Genomic DNA, 16923 nt, shown 5'->3' on the forward strand with positions numbered 1-16923 from the left:
GTTAGTCATCAGTCGCTGAGAATATGCACTTTTCTGCCATCGGCGGGGATGTGTGATCGACTGCAAAAGTTAATGACCGGTTAAATTTGCTGAATATATGGAGGATTTTGTCATCGTTTTGGGATGTGATACCGCTCTACATTTTTCCCGTCCATTCCCGCTACAACTAGCCCAGCGTTTGCGCAGCCTTTGTACAACCTTTGCGCTAACGCGCTGATTTTTAGCTGTACCCCACAAAATTATTTGATTGGTAGCGTTTACACCGATTGGTTAATAACAGCCTAAAACAACATTATGCCGGAGAGCATCATGCATAAATTCACTAAAACGCTGGCGGCGCTAGGTCTCGCTGCGGTTATGTCACAATCCGCTATCGCCGAGACCATGAAACTCGGTTTCCTCGTTAAACAACCGGAGGAACCCTGGTTCCAGACCGAATGGAAATTCGCGGATAAAGCCGGCAAGGATCTCGGCTTTGAAGTGATCAAAATTGCCGTGCCCGACGGTGAGAAAACCCTCAACGCCATCGACAGCCTGGCCGCCAGCGGCGCGAAAGGCTTCGTCATCTGTACGCCAGATCCGAAACTCGGCTCCGCGATTGTCGCCAAAGCGCGCGGTTACGGTCTGAAAGTGATTGCCGTCGATGATCAGTTCGTGACCGCCAAAGGCAAGCCGATGGATACCGTGCCATTGGTGATGATGGCGGCAACCAAGATCGGTGAGCGTCAGGGGCAGGAACTGTATAAAGAGATGCAGAAACGCGGCTGGGATGTGAAAGAGACCGGCGTGATGGCCATCACCGCGAACGAACTCGACACCGCACGCCGTCGCACCAGCGGTTCGATGGACGCGCTGAAAGCCGCCGGTTTCCCGGAGAAGCAGATCTATCAGGTCCCGACCAAATCCAACGATATCCCAGGCGCATTTGACGCCGGTAACTCGCTGCTGGTGCAGCATCCGGAAGTGAAACACTGGCTGATTCTCGGCATGAACGATAACACCGTGCTGGGCGGCGTTCGCGCCACCGAAGGTCAGGGCTTTAAAGCGCCCGATGTGATCGGTATCGGCATTAACGGTGTTGATGCCGTGAGTGAGCTGTCGAAAGGTTCCGCCACCGGCTTCTACGGTTCGCTGCTGCCAAGCCCGGACGTGCACGGTTATAAGAGCAGCGAGATGCTCTACAACTGGGTGACCAAAGATCAGGAGCCGCCGAAGTTCACCGAGGTCACCGATGTGGTGCTGATTACCCGCGATAACTTCAAAGCCGAGCTGGATAAGAAAGGGCTGAAGTAATCACGTTGTTCGTTGTTTGAGCAGCACCATCTAAATGTTTAGCCAAAATGATTCGTGCTGTAACAAGGCGGCAAGTGCACTTATCCCCAGGAGCTTACTTTTGTAAGTGACCGGGGTAAGTTCACGCAGCCAACGCAGTTACAGTGCGAAGCATGAAGGCTTAGAGGAGTCACCATGAACATAGATCAAGCCTTTCTGTCGTTTCATGGCATCAGCAAAACCTTTCCCGGCGTGAAAGCGCTGCAGGACATCTCATTCAGCTGCCGTGCCGGCGAAGTGCACGCGCTGATGGGGGAGAACGGTGCCGGTAAATCGACGCTGTTGAAGATCCTCAGCGGTAGCTACCAGCCCAGCGGCGGCGAGATCCGCATTAAAGGCCAGCCGAAGAGTTTCAACACCACCGTGGATGCGCTGGATGCCGGCGTGGCGATCATTTACCAGGAACTGCATCTGGTGCCGGAAATGAGCGTGGCGGAAAATATCTATCTCGGCCAGCTGCCGCACAAGCGCGGCCTGGTGAATCGCAAACTGCTGCGCTATGAAGCCGGTTTGCAACTGCAAAATCTCGGCATGGATATCGATCCAGACATGCCGCTGAAATATCTGTCGCTCGGCCAGTGGCAGATGGTGGAGATTGCTAAAGCGCTGGCGCGTAATGCGCGCATCATCGCCTTTGACGAACCGACCAGCTCGCTGTCGGCGCGCGAGATTGATCACTTGTTCCGCGTCATCCGTCAGCTACGCGAGCAGGGCCGCACCGTGTTGTACGTGTCGCACCGCATGGAGGAGATTTTTGCCCTGAGCGATGCCATCACCGTGTTTAAAGATGGCCGCTACGTGCGCACCTTCACCGACATGAAAAACACCCATCACGACGATCTGGTGCAGGCGATGGTGGGACGCAATCTGGGGGATATTTATGGTTACGCGCCGCGTGAACTGGGCCCGGTGCGTTTGCAGTTGGACGCGGTAGAGGCGAAGGGCGTGCGTACGCCGATTTCGCTGACGGTGCGCGCTGGTGAAATCGTTGGTCTGTTTGGTCTGGTTGGCGCGGGCCGCAGTGAACTGATGAAAGGGCTGTTCGGTGCCACCAAACTGCGCGGCGGCAGCGTGACGCTGGATGGCAAAAAGCTCAACATTCGCCAGCCGATCGACGCCATCCGCGCCGGCATCATGCTGTGCCCGGAAGATCGCAAATCCGAAGGCATCATTCCGGTGCATTCGGTGCGCGATAACATCAACATCAGCGCGCGTCGCCACAATCTCACCGCTGGTTGCCTGATCAAACCGAGCTGGGAAGCGAAAAACGCCGATATCCACATTCGTTCACTCAACATCAAAACGCCAGGCCCGCAGCAGCTGATCATGAATCTTTCCGGAGGCAACCAGCAGAAGGCGATTCTGGGCCGCTGGCTGTCGGAAGAGATGAACGTGATCCTGCTCGATGAGCCGACGCGCGGCATTGACGTCGGTGCTAAACACGAAATCTACAACCTGATTTATCAACTGGCGAAAAAGGGGATTGCGGTGCTGTTTGCCTCCAGCGATCTGCCGGAAGTGATGGGATTAGCTGACCGCATTCTGGTGATGCGTGAAGGTTCCATTGCCGGTGAACTGTCCCACGACACGGCCACAGAGCAGCTGACACTGAGCCTGGCGATGCCGAAAACCACTCAAGCGGCCGCCGTGGCCTGATGTAAAGGAGAGCAATAATGGCTTCATCTACCACTTCCAACACGCCACCGGTGCAGCGCAACGGGCTGCAACTGGGGCGGATTTGGGACAACTTCGGCATGCTGGTGGTGTTCGCACTGCTGTTTATCGTGTGTGCCATTTTCGTGCCGAACTTTGGTTCCATCATCAATATGAAAGGGCTCGGGCTGGCGATGTCGATGTCCGGCATGGTGGCGTGCGGCATGCTGTTCTGCCTCGCTTCCGGCGACTTTGACCTGTCCGTGGCGTCGGTGATTGCCTGCGCCGGTGTGGTCACTGCGGTGGTGATCAACATGACCGAAAGCCTGTGGATTGGCGTGGCGGCCGGTTTGCTGCTCGGCATGGCCACCGGCTTTATCAACGGTTTCGTCATCGCGCGGCTGAAAATCAACGCCCTGATCACCACGCTGGCCACCATGCAGATTGTGCGCGGCCTGGCTTACATCTTCTCCGACGGCAAAGCGGTGGGGATTGAAGACGAGCGCTTCTTTACCCTCGGTTACGCTAACTGGCTCGGCGTGCCGGCACCGATTTGGCTCACCATCGCCACCATGGTGCTGTTCGGTTTCCTGCTGAATAAAACCACCTTTGGTCGCAACACGCTGGCGATTGGCGGCAATGAAGAAGCAGCGCGTCTGGCCGGCGTGCCGGTGGTACGCACGCGTATCATCATCTTCATTCTGTCCGGTTTAGTGTCGGCGGCGGCGGGCATCATTCTGGCGTCGCGCATGACCAGCGGCCAGCCCATGACCTCGCTCGGATACGAGCTGATTGTGATTTCAGCTTGCGTGCTGGGCGGCGTCTCGCTGAAAGGCGGCATCGGCAAAATTTCCTATGTGGTGGCGGGCGTGCTGATTCTGGGCACGGTTGAGAATGCGATGAATTTATTGAATATCTCGCCATTCTCACAGTATGTAGTGCGCGGTTTGATACTGTTAGCGGCGGTGATTTTTGACCGCTACAAACAGAAAAGTAAAGCCGCCTGATAACCCAGGCTGAGCGTGCCAGTAAGTGGGCGCGCTCAGCGCCGCGAAACGGAAGAGTGAGGGCATTATGTATCATCGCGAACCCCCGAGTGAGCAGCAGAATCCCTTATTGCCGGGCTATGCGTTCAATGCCTGGCTGGTGGCAGGCTTAACGCCGATCAATGCCAATGACGCGCTCGATTTCTTTATCGATCGTCCGCACGGCATGAAAGGTTACATCCTTAATCTGACCATCAAAGGTCAGGGCCGCGTGTTTGATGGCGAATCCGCTTTCGACTGCGAGCCGGGCGATCTGCTGCTGTTTCAACCGAAAACGCCGCACTATTACGGCCGCGCGCCAGACAGTCCGTGCTGGTTCCATCGCTGGGTCTATTTCCGTCCGCGTGCTTACTGGACCGATTGGTTGCAGTGGCAGGATGAAAGTCAGGGCGTGGGGCGCTTGCGTCTGTCAGAAGCGCAGCGTGCCGAGTTTGATCGCCTGTTCGCCAGCATCGAGCAAACACATAACTCCGGACGTCGTTTCGCCGAAGAGTTGGCGATGAACCTGCTGGAGCGCTTGCTGCTGCGCGCGGTGGAAGAGGATCCGCGCAGCCATCAACAGATCCGCGATCCGCGCGTGATTGAAGCTTGTCAGTACGTCACCAATCATCTGGCGGGTGAAGTGAAAATTGAAGAAGTGGCGCGCCATGTATGCCTGTCGCCGTCACGGCTGGCGCATCTGTTCCGCGAGCAAATGGGCATTAATCTGCTGCGCTGGCGCGAAGATCAGCGGGTGATCCGCGCCAAACTGCTGCTGCAAACCACCCAGGAACCGATCGCTTCCGTCGGGCGCGAAGTGGGCTACGATGACCAACTCTACTTCTCACGCGTGTTCCGCAAACGCGTTGGCGTCAGCCCCAGCGACTTCCGCCGCCGCAGTCAGGATGCGCAGGATGCTTTGGTGGCGCATGAGAGCTGGCAATCCGCACGGAGTGCTATTTCCTGAGTTTTCAGGTGATTCCGCCTTGTTCTTATAGACCGATTCGTCTTAAATCAGTCTGGTAACGAACAAGAGGAATGAGAATGAGCGATAAATTACGTGTCGGCCTTATCGGCTACGGTTTTGCCAGCAAAACCTTTCATGCACCCTTGATCGCCGGTACGCCGGATGTTGAGCTGGCGGCGATCTCAAGCAGCGATGCCAGCAAAGTGCATGCTGACTGGCCGTCAGTGCAGGTGGTTTCCGATCCACAAGCGCTGCTGGATGACCCGACACTGCAACTGATTGTTATTCCGACCCCGAATGACACACATTTCCCATTAGCCAAAGCGGCCCTCAACGCCGGTAAACACGTGGTGGTGGATAAGCCGTTTACTGTGACGTTGTCACAAGCGCGTGAGCTGGATGCGCTGGCCAAAGCCAAAGGTCTGCTGCTGTCGGTGTTCCATAACCGTCGCTGGGACAGCGATTTCCTGACGCTGAAATCCCTGCTGAACGACGGCACGCTGGGCGAAGTACGCTATTTCGAATCCCACTTCGACCGTTTCCGTCCGGAAGTGCGTCAGCGCTGGCGTGAAATGAAAGGCGCAGGCAGCGGCATTTGGTTCGATCTCGGACCGCATGTGCTGGATCAGGCTTTGCAGCTGTTTGGCACGCCGGTCGCGATTAATGTCGATATGGCTGAACTGCGTCCGGGCGCACAAACCACCGATTACTTCCATGCGGTGTTGACCTATCCAACGCGTCGCGTTGTGTTGCATGCCAGCATGCTGGTGGCGGCGGAATCCGCGCGCTTTGTGGTGCACGGCACGCGCGGCAGCTACGTGAAATATGGGCTGGATCCGCAGGAAGATCGTCTGAAAGCGGGTGAACGTCCGCCGCAGGAAGATTGGGGCTACGACATGCGCAACGGCACGCTGACGCTGGCGGAAGGCGATGTGATGGTGGAAAAAGAGCTGTTGACCTTGCCAGGCAACTATCCGGCGTACTACGCAGGCATTCGTGATGCGATTGCGGGCACAGGTGCGAATCCGGTGCAGGCAGAAGAGGCGATTCAGGTGATGGAGTTGATCGAGCTGGGCTTGCAGTCCGCCGAGAAGCGTCAGACCCTGTCGTTGCGTTAATTCTGTTAAAAGATCGCCAGGAATGGCGACCCTACGATCTAAGGTGCGCGTTATGCGCACCTTTTTTTATCCCGCTACGCGCGCGCGCAGCGCGGCTTTCTCTGCATCACTCAGGAACGCGATGGTCACACCATTATCCTGTGCCTGACGCATCTCTTCTGCCGTCAATCCCGCTTGCGGTGCCGCCACTTCATACTCATGGGCCAGCTCAACGCCCTGAACCGCCGGGTCGTCGGTGTTAATGGTGGCGAGAATGCCGTGCTGCAGGAAGGTTTTCAGCGGATGGTTGCTCAGCGACGAAACGGTGCTGGTCTGAATATTCGAAGTGAGGCATGACTCAATCCCAATGCGCTGCTCAGCAAGGAAATCCATCAATGCACGATCTTCAATCGCCTTCACGCCGTGACCAATACGCTCCGCGCCCAGCTCGCGAATCGCTTGCCAGATGCTTTCCGGGCCTGCGGCTTCACCGGCGTGAACGGTAATGCGGAAACCGGCGTCACGCGCACGATTAAAGTGGCTGAGGAATTCACTGCCTGGGAAGCCTAGCTCGTCACCGGCCAAATCGACGGCGGTGATGCCATCGCGATGCGCCAGCAAAGCTTCCAGCTCGCGCAGGCAGGCTTCTTCACCAAAGGTGCGGCTCATAATGCCGGTCAGGCGCACATCGACGCCGTATTGCTGAATACCGGTGCGCACGCCATCAATCACCGCTTCAACCACGCCGGCAATCGGCAGCTTGTGGGTCATAGCCATATAGCCCGGTGAGAAGCGCAATTCCGCATAGTGAATGCCGGCGCGCGCCGCATCTTCGACGTTTTCCAGCGCGATACGACGGCAGGCATCAAGATCGCCCAGCACTTTCACGCCCCAGTCGAGTTTCTGCAGGAAACTCACCAGATCCGGTTCATTCGCGGTGACCTGCACATGCGGACGCAATGCATCAAGCGTATCAGCGGGCAGCGTAAGATTATGCTGGCGACCTAAATCGAGGATGGTTTGTGCGCGGATATTGCCATCAAGGTGGCGGTGAATGTCGGTGAGGGGGAGTTTTAGATCAATCATGGCGCACTCGCTTCAGTTTCATAAAGTGCAGAGGATTATAAAAACATCTTGCGCAACAGCGCCAGCGATTTGCGCAAACAGCAAAACGGATGCTGAATTAATCAGCATCCGTCGCATTTCAGAACGATTTTAACGCGGCGATCAGACGATCCAGCCCATCATCCAGTTTGCTGCGCGGGCAACCGGCGTTGAGCCGCAAATACCCGCGACTGGCCGCGCCGTAAGTCGAACCGGGCATGATCGCCACTTTATGTTGATGAATCAGACGCTGTTGCAGCGCCTGTTCGTCAATGCCAAGCGGATTGAGATCGATCCACGCCAGATAAGTGGCGGCTGGCAGCTGCCAGTTAAGCTGCGGAAACGCCGTGTTCAGGCGCTGCGCGATATGCTGCATATTGCCACGCAAATGGACGCGCAGCGCATCCAGCCACGGCGCACCCTCGCGATACGCGGCGATGGTGGCGGCAAGCGCCATCACCGCTGGCGAGGATAAACCATCCTGCTGCTTCAGCGCGTGGAACCACGCCTGACGATCGCGCTCGTCCGGAATGATGCCCCACGCGCCGGTCAGTGCCGGAATGTTGAAGCTCTTGGAAGCCGAGGTGAACAGCGCCCAATCGGACTGCGCAACCTGGCTCCAGGGCGTATGCCGCGTATCACTTAGCACCATGTCCATATGGATCTCATCACTGATCACCTTCACGCCATGCTTTTCACACAGCGCGGCCATCTGGCGCAGCTCCTCTTCGCGCCATACTTTGCCGCTAGGATTGTGCGGACTGCACAGCAGCATCACTTTACAGCGCGGACGCGCCAATAAAGTTTCCAGCTGCGCCATGTCGCACAGCCATTCGTTAGCGTGGCGCTGCAGCGGCAGCTCCAGCACGCGACGCTGATTGCCATTGATGGTGTTATAAAACGCATCGTAAGCGGGGGTGTGAATAAGCACTTCATCGTCCGGCTGCGTCCAGTGGCGCAACAGCTGCGCCACCATGTAAATCACCGACGGGCCATAAACCAGCGATTCTGCCGCCACGTCAGTAGCGAAACGGCTACGCATCCAGTGCTGAATGGCAAAAAGAAAATCATCATGCTGCCAGCGGCTGTAACCAAACACCCCGTGCGTGAGGCGCTGTTGCAGCGCCTCAATGATGCAAGGCGCAGTCGCGAAATCCATATCGGAGATGGTGAAGGGCAGCAAGTCCGCCACGCCAAACCGATCGGCCACGAAATCCCACTGCGTACACCAGCTGCCGTGGCGATCCACCACCTGATTGAAATCAAAACCTTGCATCATTACACCGTCGCGCTCATCAGGTGTGCCATCTCATCTTTAACCGACTGCACCTGCGGGCCCATCACCACTTGCAGATTGGTAGCATTGACATGCACCACACCAATCGCGCCGTTGGCTTTCAGTGTTGCATCATCCACTTTGCTCATATCAACCACGGTAATGCGCAGACGCGTCAGGCAGTTATCCAGTGAAGCGATGTTTTCCACCCCGCCCAGCGCAGACAGAATCGCTGGCGTGTTGAAGCCGGATTTACCGACAGCCGCGCGATTAAACTGCTGCGCTACGCTGTTGGTTTCTACTTCACGGCCTGGTGTTTTGATGTTGAAACGGGTGATCGCCACGCGGAAGATGGCGTAGTACGTCACGAACCACACCGCAGCAATCACCGGTACCCAGTACCATTTGGTGGAGAGGCCGTGCAGCACGCCGAAGACGAAGAAGTCGATCACGTTGCCGTCGGTGTTACCGATCGTTACACCGAGCATCGCCATCACGGTGAAGCCCAAACCGGTCAGCAGCGCGTGAATCAGATACAGCACCGGCGCGACGAACAGGAACAGGAACTCCAGCGGTTCAGTGGTGCCGCCCACTACACAAGCCACCACGCCAGAAATCAGCAGGCCTTTAATTTTATGACGGTTTTCCGGACGGGCGCAGTGATACATCGCCAATGCTGCGCCCGGTAAACCACCGAGGAAGGCCGGCATTTTACCCTGCGACAGGAAGCGCGTGGCGCTCTCGGCAAAGCCATGCGTATCCGCACAGGCCAGTTGTGCCTGGAAGATGGTTAACGCACCGCTGACGCTTTTACCGCACACATCCATTGTGCCGCCCGCATCGGTAAAGCGGATGATCGCCACCAGAATGTGCTGCAAACCAAACGGTAAAAGCAGACGTTCGCCGGTACCGAAGATCATCGGACCAAATTCACCGGCGCTGTTAATCACCCAGCCAAGGCCGGTAATTGCACGTGCGAAGAATGGCCAGATATGCGGAACCACTAAGCCCAGCACGCCCATCGCCATCGCCGTAACGATCGGCACAAAACGCGTACCACCGAAAAACGCCAGCGCATCTGGCAGGCGAATGTTGTGGAAGCGCTCATGTAACCAGAACACCACGATACCGACGATCACCGCGCCGAGAATACCGGTGTCGATGGACTGAATGCCGAGGATGTTTTGTACGTTATTGGCTTTCAGCACTGCCGCATCTGTGGTCGGCAGAATGCCATTGATGTTGAGCCAGAAGTTGATACTCAGGTTCAGTACCGCGTAGCCAACAAAACCGGCAAAGGCGGCGACGCCTTTGTTCTCGCGCGCCATACCGAGCGGAATGGCAATGGCAAACATCACCGGCAGATAGCTAAAGGCAAAAGAGCCGATTTTCGCCAGCCAGATAAACAGATATTGCAGGAAAGGCTGATTAAGCGCGGGGATAAGCGTAAGGACATCACGACTGCTTAACGAACTGCCGATGCCGAGCAGGATGCCGCAGAAAGAGAGCAGCGCGACGGGCAACATAAAGGTTTTGCCCAGACTTTGGAAAAACTCCCAAAGTGACATTTTGGGACGACTGGCGGACATAGACTCTCCTGGTATTAAAAGTGAAAGGCTTCAAATTTGGTCAAGGATGATAAAACGTTTTACCACTTATTTTTGTGGCTATAATCACAAAGAGTGACTAATTGCAGACTTTATTTTTGGTGAAATCAGTGTAACGTTTTATCCCTTTGTATCTGGACGTTGGTAACGGAACGCTATGTCCCAGCAGAAAACCACTATTCATGATGTGGCGTTGGTCGCCGGGGTGTCGGTCTCTACCGTGTCGTTGGTGCTCTCCGGTAAAGGACGTATCTCGCCCGCTACGGCCACACGCGTCAATCAGGCGATTGAGCAGCTTGGCTATGTGCGTAATCGCTCAGCCTCGATCTTGCGCGGCGGCGAAAGCGGCGTGGTCGGCTTGATCGTGCGCGATCTCAGCCAGCCCTTTTATGCCGCGATGACGGCCGGACTCAGCGAAGTGCTGGAGCAGCAGGGCAAAGTGCTGGTCCTGACACAAAGCGGTCAGCACGGACAACATCTTAAACGCTGTTTTGACACGCTGGTGGCGCAGGGCGCGGAAGGGATTGTGCTCGGCGGCGCGGTGGCGCAGGCGGAAACGCTGGTGCCGCAGGCGCAGGAGCAAAACATTGCTTTGGTCTGCGCCTCGCGCGCCAGCAGCCTCGACAATGTCGACTCACTGCGGCCCGATAACAGCCAGGCGGCGCGCATGGCGACGGAGTATCTGATACGTCAGGGACACCAGCGCATTGCCTGGATGGGCGGTTTGGGATCGTCGCTGACGCGCGCCGAGCGGATTGGCGGCTATTGCGCCACTTTGCTGCAATACGGCTTATCGTTCCGGTCCGACTGGATTATTGAGTGCGACGATCGTCAACAAAGCGTGTCGGCGTTGACGCTGCAGTTGTTGCGCCAACATCCCGGCATCACCGCGATTCTGGCGCATAACGGCAGCACCGCGCTCGGCTGCTATTTCGGCGCGTTACGCTGTGGGCGAACCTTTGGTGAAGGCGCGGTGGATAGCTACTACACGCAGCAGCTGGCGCTGGTGGGCTTTAACGACGATCCGCAGCGGGAGTTGCACGATCCCACCATGACCTTTGTCAGTAGCGAAGCGCGTGATGTGGGAAGAAGGGCGGCGGAAAGGATGTTGCAGCGGCTGGCGCAGCCGGAAGCGGAGATTCAAAGCTTGATTGTGCCACCGCAGTTGATGCGCGGCGAAGTATAAGGGCGGCCAGTTGGCCGCCCCACGAGTTACTCAGGCATACCTTCGCTGGTTGGTGCGCCCAGCATATAGCGTGACAGGAACTGCTCCAGCGTCATCTTGTCGCCATTCATGGTGACCTGGCCGTTGCCGTACTGCAGGCTGGTGACGATGTTATCATCCTGCTGCTGCGTCAGGCGGAACATCTGGCCCATTGCCGCTAAACCTTTCACCTGCTGATCCGCCAGTTTCTGCGCATCGTCGCCCTGATAACCTTCCGCTAAACCGACATGACGCATGGTTTCGGTCGCCATTGGCATATTGATCGCCAGTTTGCCGTCAAGGGTTTTTAGTACGCGATCCACTGCGGCACCCAAACTCTGCGCCTCGCCGCTCACGGTGGCCGGATCGTTAAAGCCCACGTTCAGGTTAAAGGTGCTTTCACCTTTATCATTTTTCCAGCTCAGCGGCGCGATGCTCAGCGTTGGCGAGCCTTTCAACAGCGTTGGCAGGTTATTACGCAGAATGGTTTGCACGCTGGCCTGATAGCGAATCGGATCTTCCGCCACGCCCGGCTGGTTCAGCAGATCCTGCATCTGCGCATTGTAGGTATCGGAGAAGGCTTTCACCGCCTGCGCATCGAACTGCGCAAATTTCATCGCCAGCTTAGCTTCACCAAACGGCTGTTTCTGCAGGGTAATCTTGTCAACATTGACATCCAGCTGGCCGCCAATCTTGCCCTCTTTGTTGTCGAAGGAAGAGGTGGTTTTCAGCTTCTCCAGCGACAAACCTTCCTGACCGTTGATGCTGGCATCCAGTTTATCCAGAGAGATCGATTGATCGCCGACGCGCACGCCTTCCGGGCTGAGGTGGGTATCGCCGCTCAGCTTCAGGCCATTCAGCGTGAACAGCACCGGCAGTTCAACCTGGTTTTTGCTGGTTACCGCGATGCTGGAGAAGTCACCGTCGAGGCTGACTTTGTCACCTTTGCTGTCGGCGCTGATGTTCAGCGTGCCGCCATTGGTGGCCAGACGATCGCCGGTCTGCGGATTGTTGTAATCCACCGCCAGCAGGTTGAGATCGGTATTGGTCGCACCGCTGTAGCCGACGCGGGTATCAGCGTTAACCAGCGATTTGCCGTTGGTCAGTTCAAACAGTTTCTTCACCGCATCGGTGTTTTCCAGCTCGGTATGCACGGACGCCATACTTGGGATCAGGCTGCCGCGCTTCAACTGGGCGAACGGGAACGGACCGTGATCGATCGTCTCGTTCAGCACGATGCTTTGACCAGGCTTCAACAGCGGGTTGTCATTGGTTTGCGAGCTGGCTTGCACCACCAACTTGGTTTTGCTGCTGAACACACCGCGCTGATAATCCTGATAGCTAAGCGTCAGTCGGCTGTTCGGCGCGTAAGCATTCAGCTGCGCATTGGCATTCTGCAACATCTGATCCATGTGGCTTTCCAGTTGTTTACCGGTAAACCATGCAGCACCAGTCCAAATCACGCCGAGCGCCACAATTACACCTACGGCAACCTGGGTCTTTTTCATCGCTGTGTCGTCCTTATCCTTGCGTCCGCACGCCGCTGGTCGGTGCGCGACGGGTGAAGAAAAACGCCCGCAGGCGTTTTAAATTAATAGTTTGAAAGAATAGCAGTTAATCCTGGCAGCGTCAGCCGGATCTCAGTTGAGCGTATTAAACACGCGCGCCAGACGTCCGGTGCCTGCCGCGTTCACCGGCGACTCATTGGCAGCCACAAAGCAGGATTCACCCGGCTTCAGCACCAGCTGTTGCCCGGACTTCTCAATCACCGCCTGACCTTCAATGCAGAACAGCAGGGCCGCGCTGTTTTGTGCCAGCGCTTGCGGCGCAGCGGAAAGCCCATGAATGGCAAAGGCAAAGTCTTCAACCGGAATCGGGAAGTTCAGGGTTTCGCCGTCGCGCTGCGGCTGCGTCAGCAGCGTCGCGGCCGGTTTTGCCTGGAACTTCAGGTTAGCCAGCAGTTCCGGGATATCGATAAACTTCGGCGTCAGGCCGGCGCGCAGCACGTTATCGGAGTTCGCCATAACTTCCAGCGCCACGCCTTTCAGGTAGGCGTGCGGCGTTTCGGCAAACAGGAACATCGCTTCGCCCGGCTGCAGGGTAATAACATTGAGCAGCAGCGGCGAAAACAGCCCGCTGTCGTCCGGATAATCCGTGGCGATGGATTTGATCGTCTGCCACGGCTCGCCTTCACGCGCGTTGAGCGCCGATTTCAGTACGCCGATGGCGCGCGATTTGGCATCGTCTTGCAACGAAAGCAGCGTGGCGAACAGTTTGGCCAGATTGCCTTCGTTAGCGTTTTCGAGGAAGTGAGCGATTTGCGGATGCGCACCGGCCACCGGTTCCAGCATCGAGACAATTTCATGCAGCTCACGGAAACCGTTCATCGCCTGGAACGGCGTCAGCGCATACACCAGCTCGGGCTTGTGATTGGCGTCTTTATAGTTACGTTCGGCAGCGCTGAGTGGAATGCCAGCGGCATTTTCACGCGCAAAACCTTGTTCGGCAGCAGCTTTGCTGGGATGTACCTGAATCGACAGCGGCTGATCGGCGCACAGCACTTTAAACAGGAACGGCAGCTCGCCGAAACGTTCAGCTACCGTTTTGCCGAGCATGGCGACTTTGTCGGCGTCAATTACCTCACGCAGCGAACGCACTTCGCCGTTGACCTCAACGTTAGACGGGCTTTTCGGGTGCGCGCCCATCCACAGTTCTGCCATCGGCAAGCCTTGTGGATTTTCGATGCCATAGAGTTCGGTCAGCGCAGTTTTGCTGCCCCAGGCGTAATTTTGCAGCGAATTGTTCAATTTTTGCATCGTTTACCCTTAATAACCGTAAGTAAATAGGCTTATTAAAGCAGAAAGTGCCATAGAAAATACACGAACAAGTGCAATAAAGGCGATAGGCTCGCATAATGTTAAATTCTTGTATGTGACAATCTTGCTCGCTCAATGGCGTCGCGGGAAGGCGTTTAGAGCGGAAACCTCAAAATCTGAGCTAAGGAGACGTAGTCATGGCAGCCAATCGCATTGAAAAAGACTCAATGGGACCGATCGAAGTACCGGCAGATAAGTTGTGGGGCGCACAAACCCAGCGTTCGCTGGAACATTTCAAAATCTCAACCGAGAAAATGCCCGTGGCATTGGTGCATGCGCTGGCGCTGACCAAGCGCGCGGCGGCGCAGGTGAACCAGGATCTCGGCTTGCTTCCGGCCGATCGTGCCCAGGCGATTCTCAAAGCCGCCGACGAAGTGCTGGCAGATAAACACAGCGAGGAGTTTCCGCTGGCAATTTGGCAGACCGGCTCCGGCACCCAGACCAACATGAACATGAATGAAGTGCTGGCCAACCGCGCCAGTGAAATTCTTGGCGGCGAGCGTGGCATGTCGCGTCTGGTGCACCCAAATGACGACGTGAATAAAAGCCAAAGCTCCAACGATGTGTTCCCCACCGCCATGCACGTGGCCGCGGTCATCGCCGTGCGGGAGCAGCTGATTCCGCAGATTCACGTGTTGAAAAAGACGCTGAGTGAAAAATCCGACGCCTTCAAAGATATCGTCAAGATTGGTCGTACCCACTTGCAGGATGCGACACCGCTGACGCTCGGTCAGGAGATCTCCGGCTGGGTAGCGATGCTTGAGCACAATCTCAAACACATTGAGAACAGTATTCCGCACGTAGCGGAGCTGGCGCTGGGCGGCACCGCGGTCGGGACCGGCCTGAATACCCATCCGGAATACGCGGTTCGCGTCGCTAAAGCGCTGGCCGATTTGACCAAACAGCCGTTTGTCACCGCGCCGAACAAGTTCGAGGCGCTGGCGACCTGCGATGCGCTGGTGCACGCGCACGGTGCGCTGAAAGGCCTGGCAGCTTCGCTAATGAAAATTGCCAACGACGTGCGCTGGCTGGCCTCTGGCCCGCGTTGCGGCATTGGCGAACTGGCGATCCCGGAAAATGAGCCAGGCAGCTCGATCATGCCAGGCAAAGTGAACCCCACGCAGTGCGAAGCGCTAACCATGCTGTGTTGTCAGGTGATGGGCAACGACGTGGCGGTGAACATTGGCGGCGCGTCCGGCAACTTTGAGCTCAACGTGTTCCGTCCGATGGTGATCCACAACTTCCTGCAATCGGTGCGTCTGCTGGCCGACGGCATGGACAGCTTCAATCACCACTGCGCGATCGGCATTGAACCGGTACGCGAGCGCATCGATCAGCTGCTGAACGAATCGCTGATGCTGGTGACCGCGCTGAATACCCATATCGGCTACGACAAAGCGGCGGAAATTGCCAAGAAAGCCCATAAAGAAGGCCTGACGCTGAAAGGCTCAGCGCTGAAGCTGGGCTATCTGACCGAAGAGCAGTTCGATGAGTGGGTGCGTCCGGAAGAAATGGTTGGCAGCATGAAGCAATAGCTGTTGAATAAACTAAGGCCGTTCAGATGAACGGCCTTTTTCGTTTACAGCTGCCCGCTATACAGCACCGGACCGGTTGGCTGGCCGGTTGGCGAGCCGCCGCGCGGTTCAAGGCTGATGGCAATCATGCCGGAACGCGCCAGCTCAGGATCTTTTAGCGCGATCTCCGTGGCATTTTCACTATCCACTAAACCGAGCGAAATCGGCGCTTTTCCCGCCGGAATCACCCAGAGTTCAAGGCTGTTACTGGCCGTCAGCGCCGCCGGATGTAACGGCGTCAGGCTCAGCTGCGCCAGCTTGCTATCGGCGCTGAGCACCCACTGTTCGCGGTGCTGCGCATCGCTTAATACCGTTAACGGCGTCAGCGTCGGTTGCTGCAGGAAGATTGAGGCCACCAGCGCGATAGCCGCAATACTGGCCGCCATCATCCAGCCCACGTAGCGGCGTTGCGGCGGCGGCACGCTTTTCTCCGGTAAGCTCAGCGTGATTTTCTTCCACACCTTTTCCGGCGGCGTGACCGGCGCAAGTTGATTATCCAGGCCCGCCAGCATGGTTTGCCAGCGCGCAACGTTGGCCGCAAGGGCAGGCTCGTTACGTAACCTGCGTGCAAAGCGCAAACGCGCCAGCCCGCTTAAGGTGCCCAGCGCATACTCGGCCGCTAAGGCATCATCGCGTTGTAATTTATCGTTCATAGGCCCACACACTCCCGCAGATGCTCCAGCGCGCGGCGAATCCAGCTTTTTACCGAGCCAACCGGCTGATGCAGCCAGGCGGCAATATCACTATGTGACATCCCCTGATAATAGGCGAGCGTGATGCTTTGCTGCTGTTCGCTGCTCAGATGACCAATGCAGTGTCGCAGGCGATCGGCTTGTGCAGGATCGTGCCAGTTATTCTGTTCGTCTTCGCTGGTGATTTGTAGCAGGTCGCTAAACTCTTCTGCCTCCAGCGTCAGGCGCGCTTGTCCGCTGCGTAACCCGTCAATGCAGCGATTGCGCACAATGTGCGTCATCCACGTCATCGGCGCGCTCAGGGCAGCATCGTACGAGGCGGCTCGGTTCCAGATGGTGAGGTAGCAATCGTGCAGCACCTCTTCCGCCCAACCTTGCTGACGCAGCATGCGCAGGGCGAGGGCGAACAGATGCGGCGAAGTGAGTCGATACAGTTGTTCAAAGGCGCGGCGATCGCCCTGTGCGATCGCCGGCAATAACGTCACTAATTGTTCTGTTAGCCTATTATCCATAATC

The 16923-nt window shown here is 56.8% G+C and carries 14 protein-coding genes; 7 read left to right on the forward strand and 7 right to left on the reverse strand.

The features are described 5' to 3' along the window. Window positions 1–309: 309 nt before the first annotated feature. From K5Y32_RS04770 to K5Y32_RS04790, 5 genes are all read left to right on the forward strand, one after another. Window positions 310–1293: an arabinose ABC transporter substrate-binding protein gene (locus tag K5Y32_RS04770; RefSeq protein ID WP_101764515.1), complete on the forward strand. Its 984-nt coding sequence runs from the start codon at window positions 310–312 to the stop codon at window positions 1291–1293. Between the two features lie 174 nt (window positions 1294–1467). Next, window positions 1468–2988, forward strand: a complete 1521-nt coding sequence (gene araG / locus K5Y32_RS04775) for an L-arabinose ABC transporter ATP-binding protein AraG (protein ID WP_192411919.1) — start codon at window positions 1468–1470, stop codon at window positions 2986–2988. Between the two features lie 17 nt (window positions 2989–3005). Further along, the gene (araH, locus tag K5Y32_RS04780) at window positions 3006–3992 is read left to right on the forward strand and encodes an L-arabinose ABC transporter permease AraH (protein WP_008110235.1); all 987 of its coding nucleotides are present in this window, start codon (window positions 3006–3008) and stop codon (window positions 3990–3992) included. 67 nt (window positions 3993–4059) lie between these two features. Beyond that, window positions 4060–4977, forward strand: coding sequence for an arabinose operon transcriptional regulator AraC (gene araC / locus K5Y32_RS04785; protein ID WP_008110234.1), 918 nt, complete (start codon window positions 4060–4062; stop codon window positions 4975–4977). 77 nt (window positions 4978–5054) lie between these two features. Beyond that, on the forward strand, window positions 5055–6095 hold the full coding sequence (locus K5Y32_RS04790; RefSeq protein ID WP_061720150.1) for an oxidoreductase: 1041 nt from the start codon (window positions 5055–5057) through the stop codon (window positions 6093–6095). A 66-nt stretch (window positions 6096–6161) separates the two neighbouring features. Here the strand turns inward: K5Y32_RS04790 and add are convergent, their stop codons facing one another. From add to malX, 3 genes are all read right to left on the reverse strand, one after another. Next, the gene (add, locus tag K5Y32_RS04795) at window positions 6162–7160 is read right to left on the reverse strand and encodes an adenosine deaminase (protein WP_222181925.1); all 999 of its coding nucleotides are present in this window, start codon (window positions 7158–7160) and stop codon (window positions 6162–6164) included. 118 nt (window positions 7161–7278) lie between these two features. Continuing rightward, window positions 7279–8457: a MalY/PatB family protein gene (locus K5Y32_RS04800; RefSeq protein WP_222181926.1), complete on the reverse strand. Its 1179-nt coding sequence runs from the start codon at window positions 8455–8457 to the stop codon at window positions 7279–7281. After that, window positions 8457–10043, reverse strand: a complete 1587-nt coding sequence (gene malX, locus K5Y32_RS04805) for a maltose/glucose-specific PTS transporter subunit IIBC (protein ID WP_222181927.1) — start codon at window positions 10041–10043, stop codon at window positions 8457–8459. Before malX ends, K5Y32_RS04800 begins: the two co-directional genes overlap by 1 nt. Window positions 10044–10218: 175 nt before the next feature. Between malX and malI the strand changes: the two genes are divergently transcribed. Continuing rightward, window positions 10219–11247, forward strand: a complete 1029-nt coding sequence (malI, locus tag K5Y32_RS04810; RefSeq protein ID WP_222181928.1) for a Mal regulon transcriptional regulator MalI — start codon at window positions 10219–10221, stop codon at window positions 11245–11247. A gap of 26 nt (window positions 11248–11273) precedes the next feature. On the opposite strand, the gene K5Y32_RS04815 is transcribed toward malI, so the two are convergent. After that, the gene (locus K5Y32_RS04815) at window positions 11274–12773 is read right to left on the reverse strand and encodes a YdgA family protein (RefSeq protein ID WP_222181929.1); all 1500 of its coding nucleotides are present in this window, start codon (window positions 12771–12773) and stop codon (window positions 11274–11276) included. A gap of 132 nt (window positions 12774–12905) precedes the next feature. Continuing rightward, a complete protein-coding gene (gene manA / locus K5Y32_RS04820; RefSeq protein ID WP_222181930.1) occupies window positions 12906–14081 on the reverse strand; it encodes a mannose-6-phosphate isomerase in 1176 nt (391 codons plus the stop codon). A 197-nt stretch (window positions 14082–14278) separates the two neighbouring features. Here manA and fumC point away from each other — a divergent pair, with 197 nt between their 5' ends. Further along, window positions 14279–15676, forward strand: a complete 1398-nt coding sequence (gene fumC, locus K5Y32_RS04825) for a class II fumarate hydratase (RefSeq protein ID WP_101764505.1) — start codon at window positions 14279–14281, stop codon at window positions 15674–15676. 44 nt (window positions 15677–15720) lie between these two features. On the opposite strand, the gene K5Y32_RS04830 is transcribed toward fumC, so the two are convergent. Further along, window positions 15721–16368: an anti-sigma factor domain-containing protein gene (locus K5Y32_RS04830; protein WP_222181931.1), complete on the reverse strand. Its 648-nt coding sequence runs from the start codon at window positions 16366–16368 to the stop codon at window positions 15721–15723. Beyond that, window positions 16365–16919, reverse strand: a complete 555-nt coding sequence (locus K5Y32_RS04835; RefSeq protein WP_222181932.1) for a sigma-70 family RNA polymerase sigma factor — start codon at window positions 16917–16919, stop codon at window positions 16365–16367. Before K5Y32_RS04835 ends, K5Y32_RS04830 begins: the two co-directional genes overlap by 4 nt. Between the last annotated feature and the right edge of the window lie 4 nt (window positions 16920–16923).

Source organism: Pantoea sp. DY-15, assembly GCF_019795935.1.
In the GTDB taxonomy this organism is placed as follows: domain Bacteria; phylum Pseudomonadota; class Gammaproteobacteria; order Enterobacterales; family Enterobacteriaceae; genus Pantoea; species Pantoea leporis.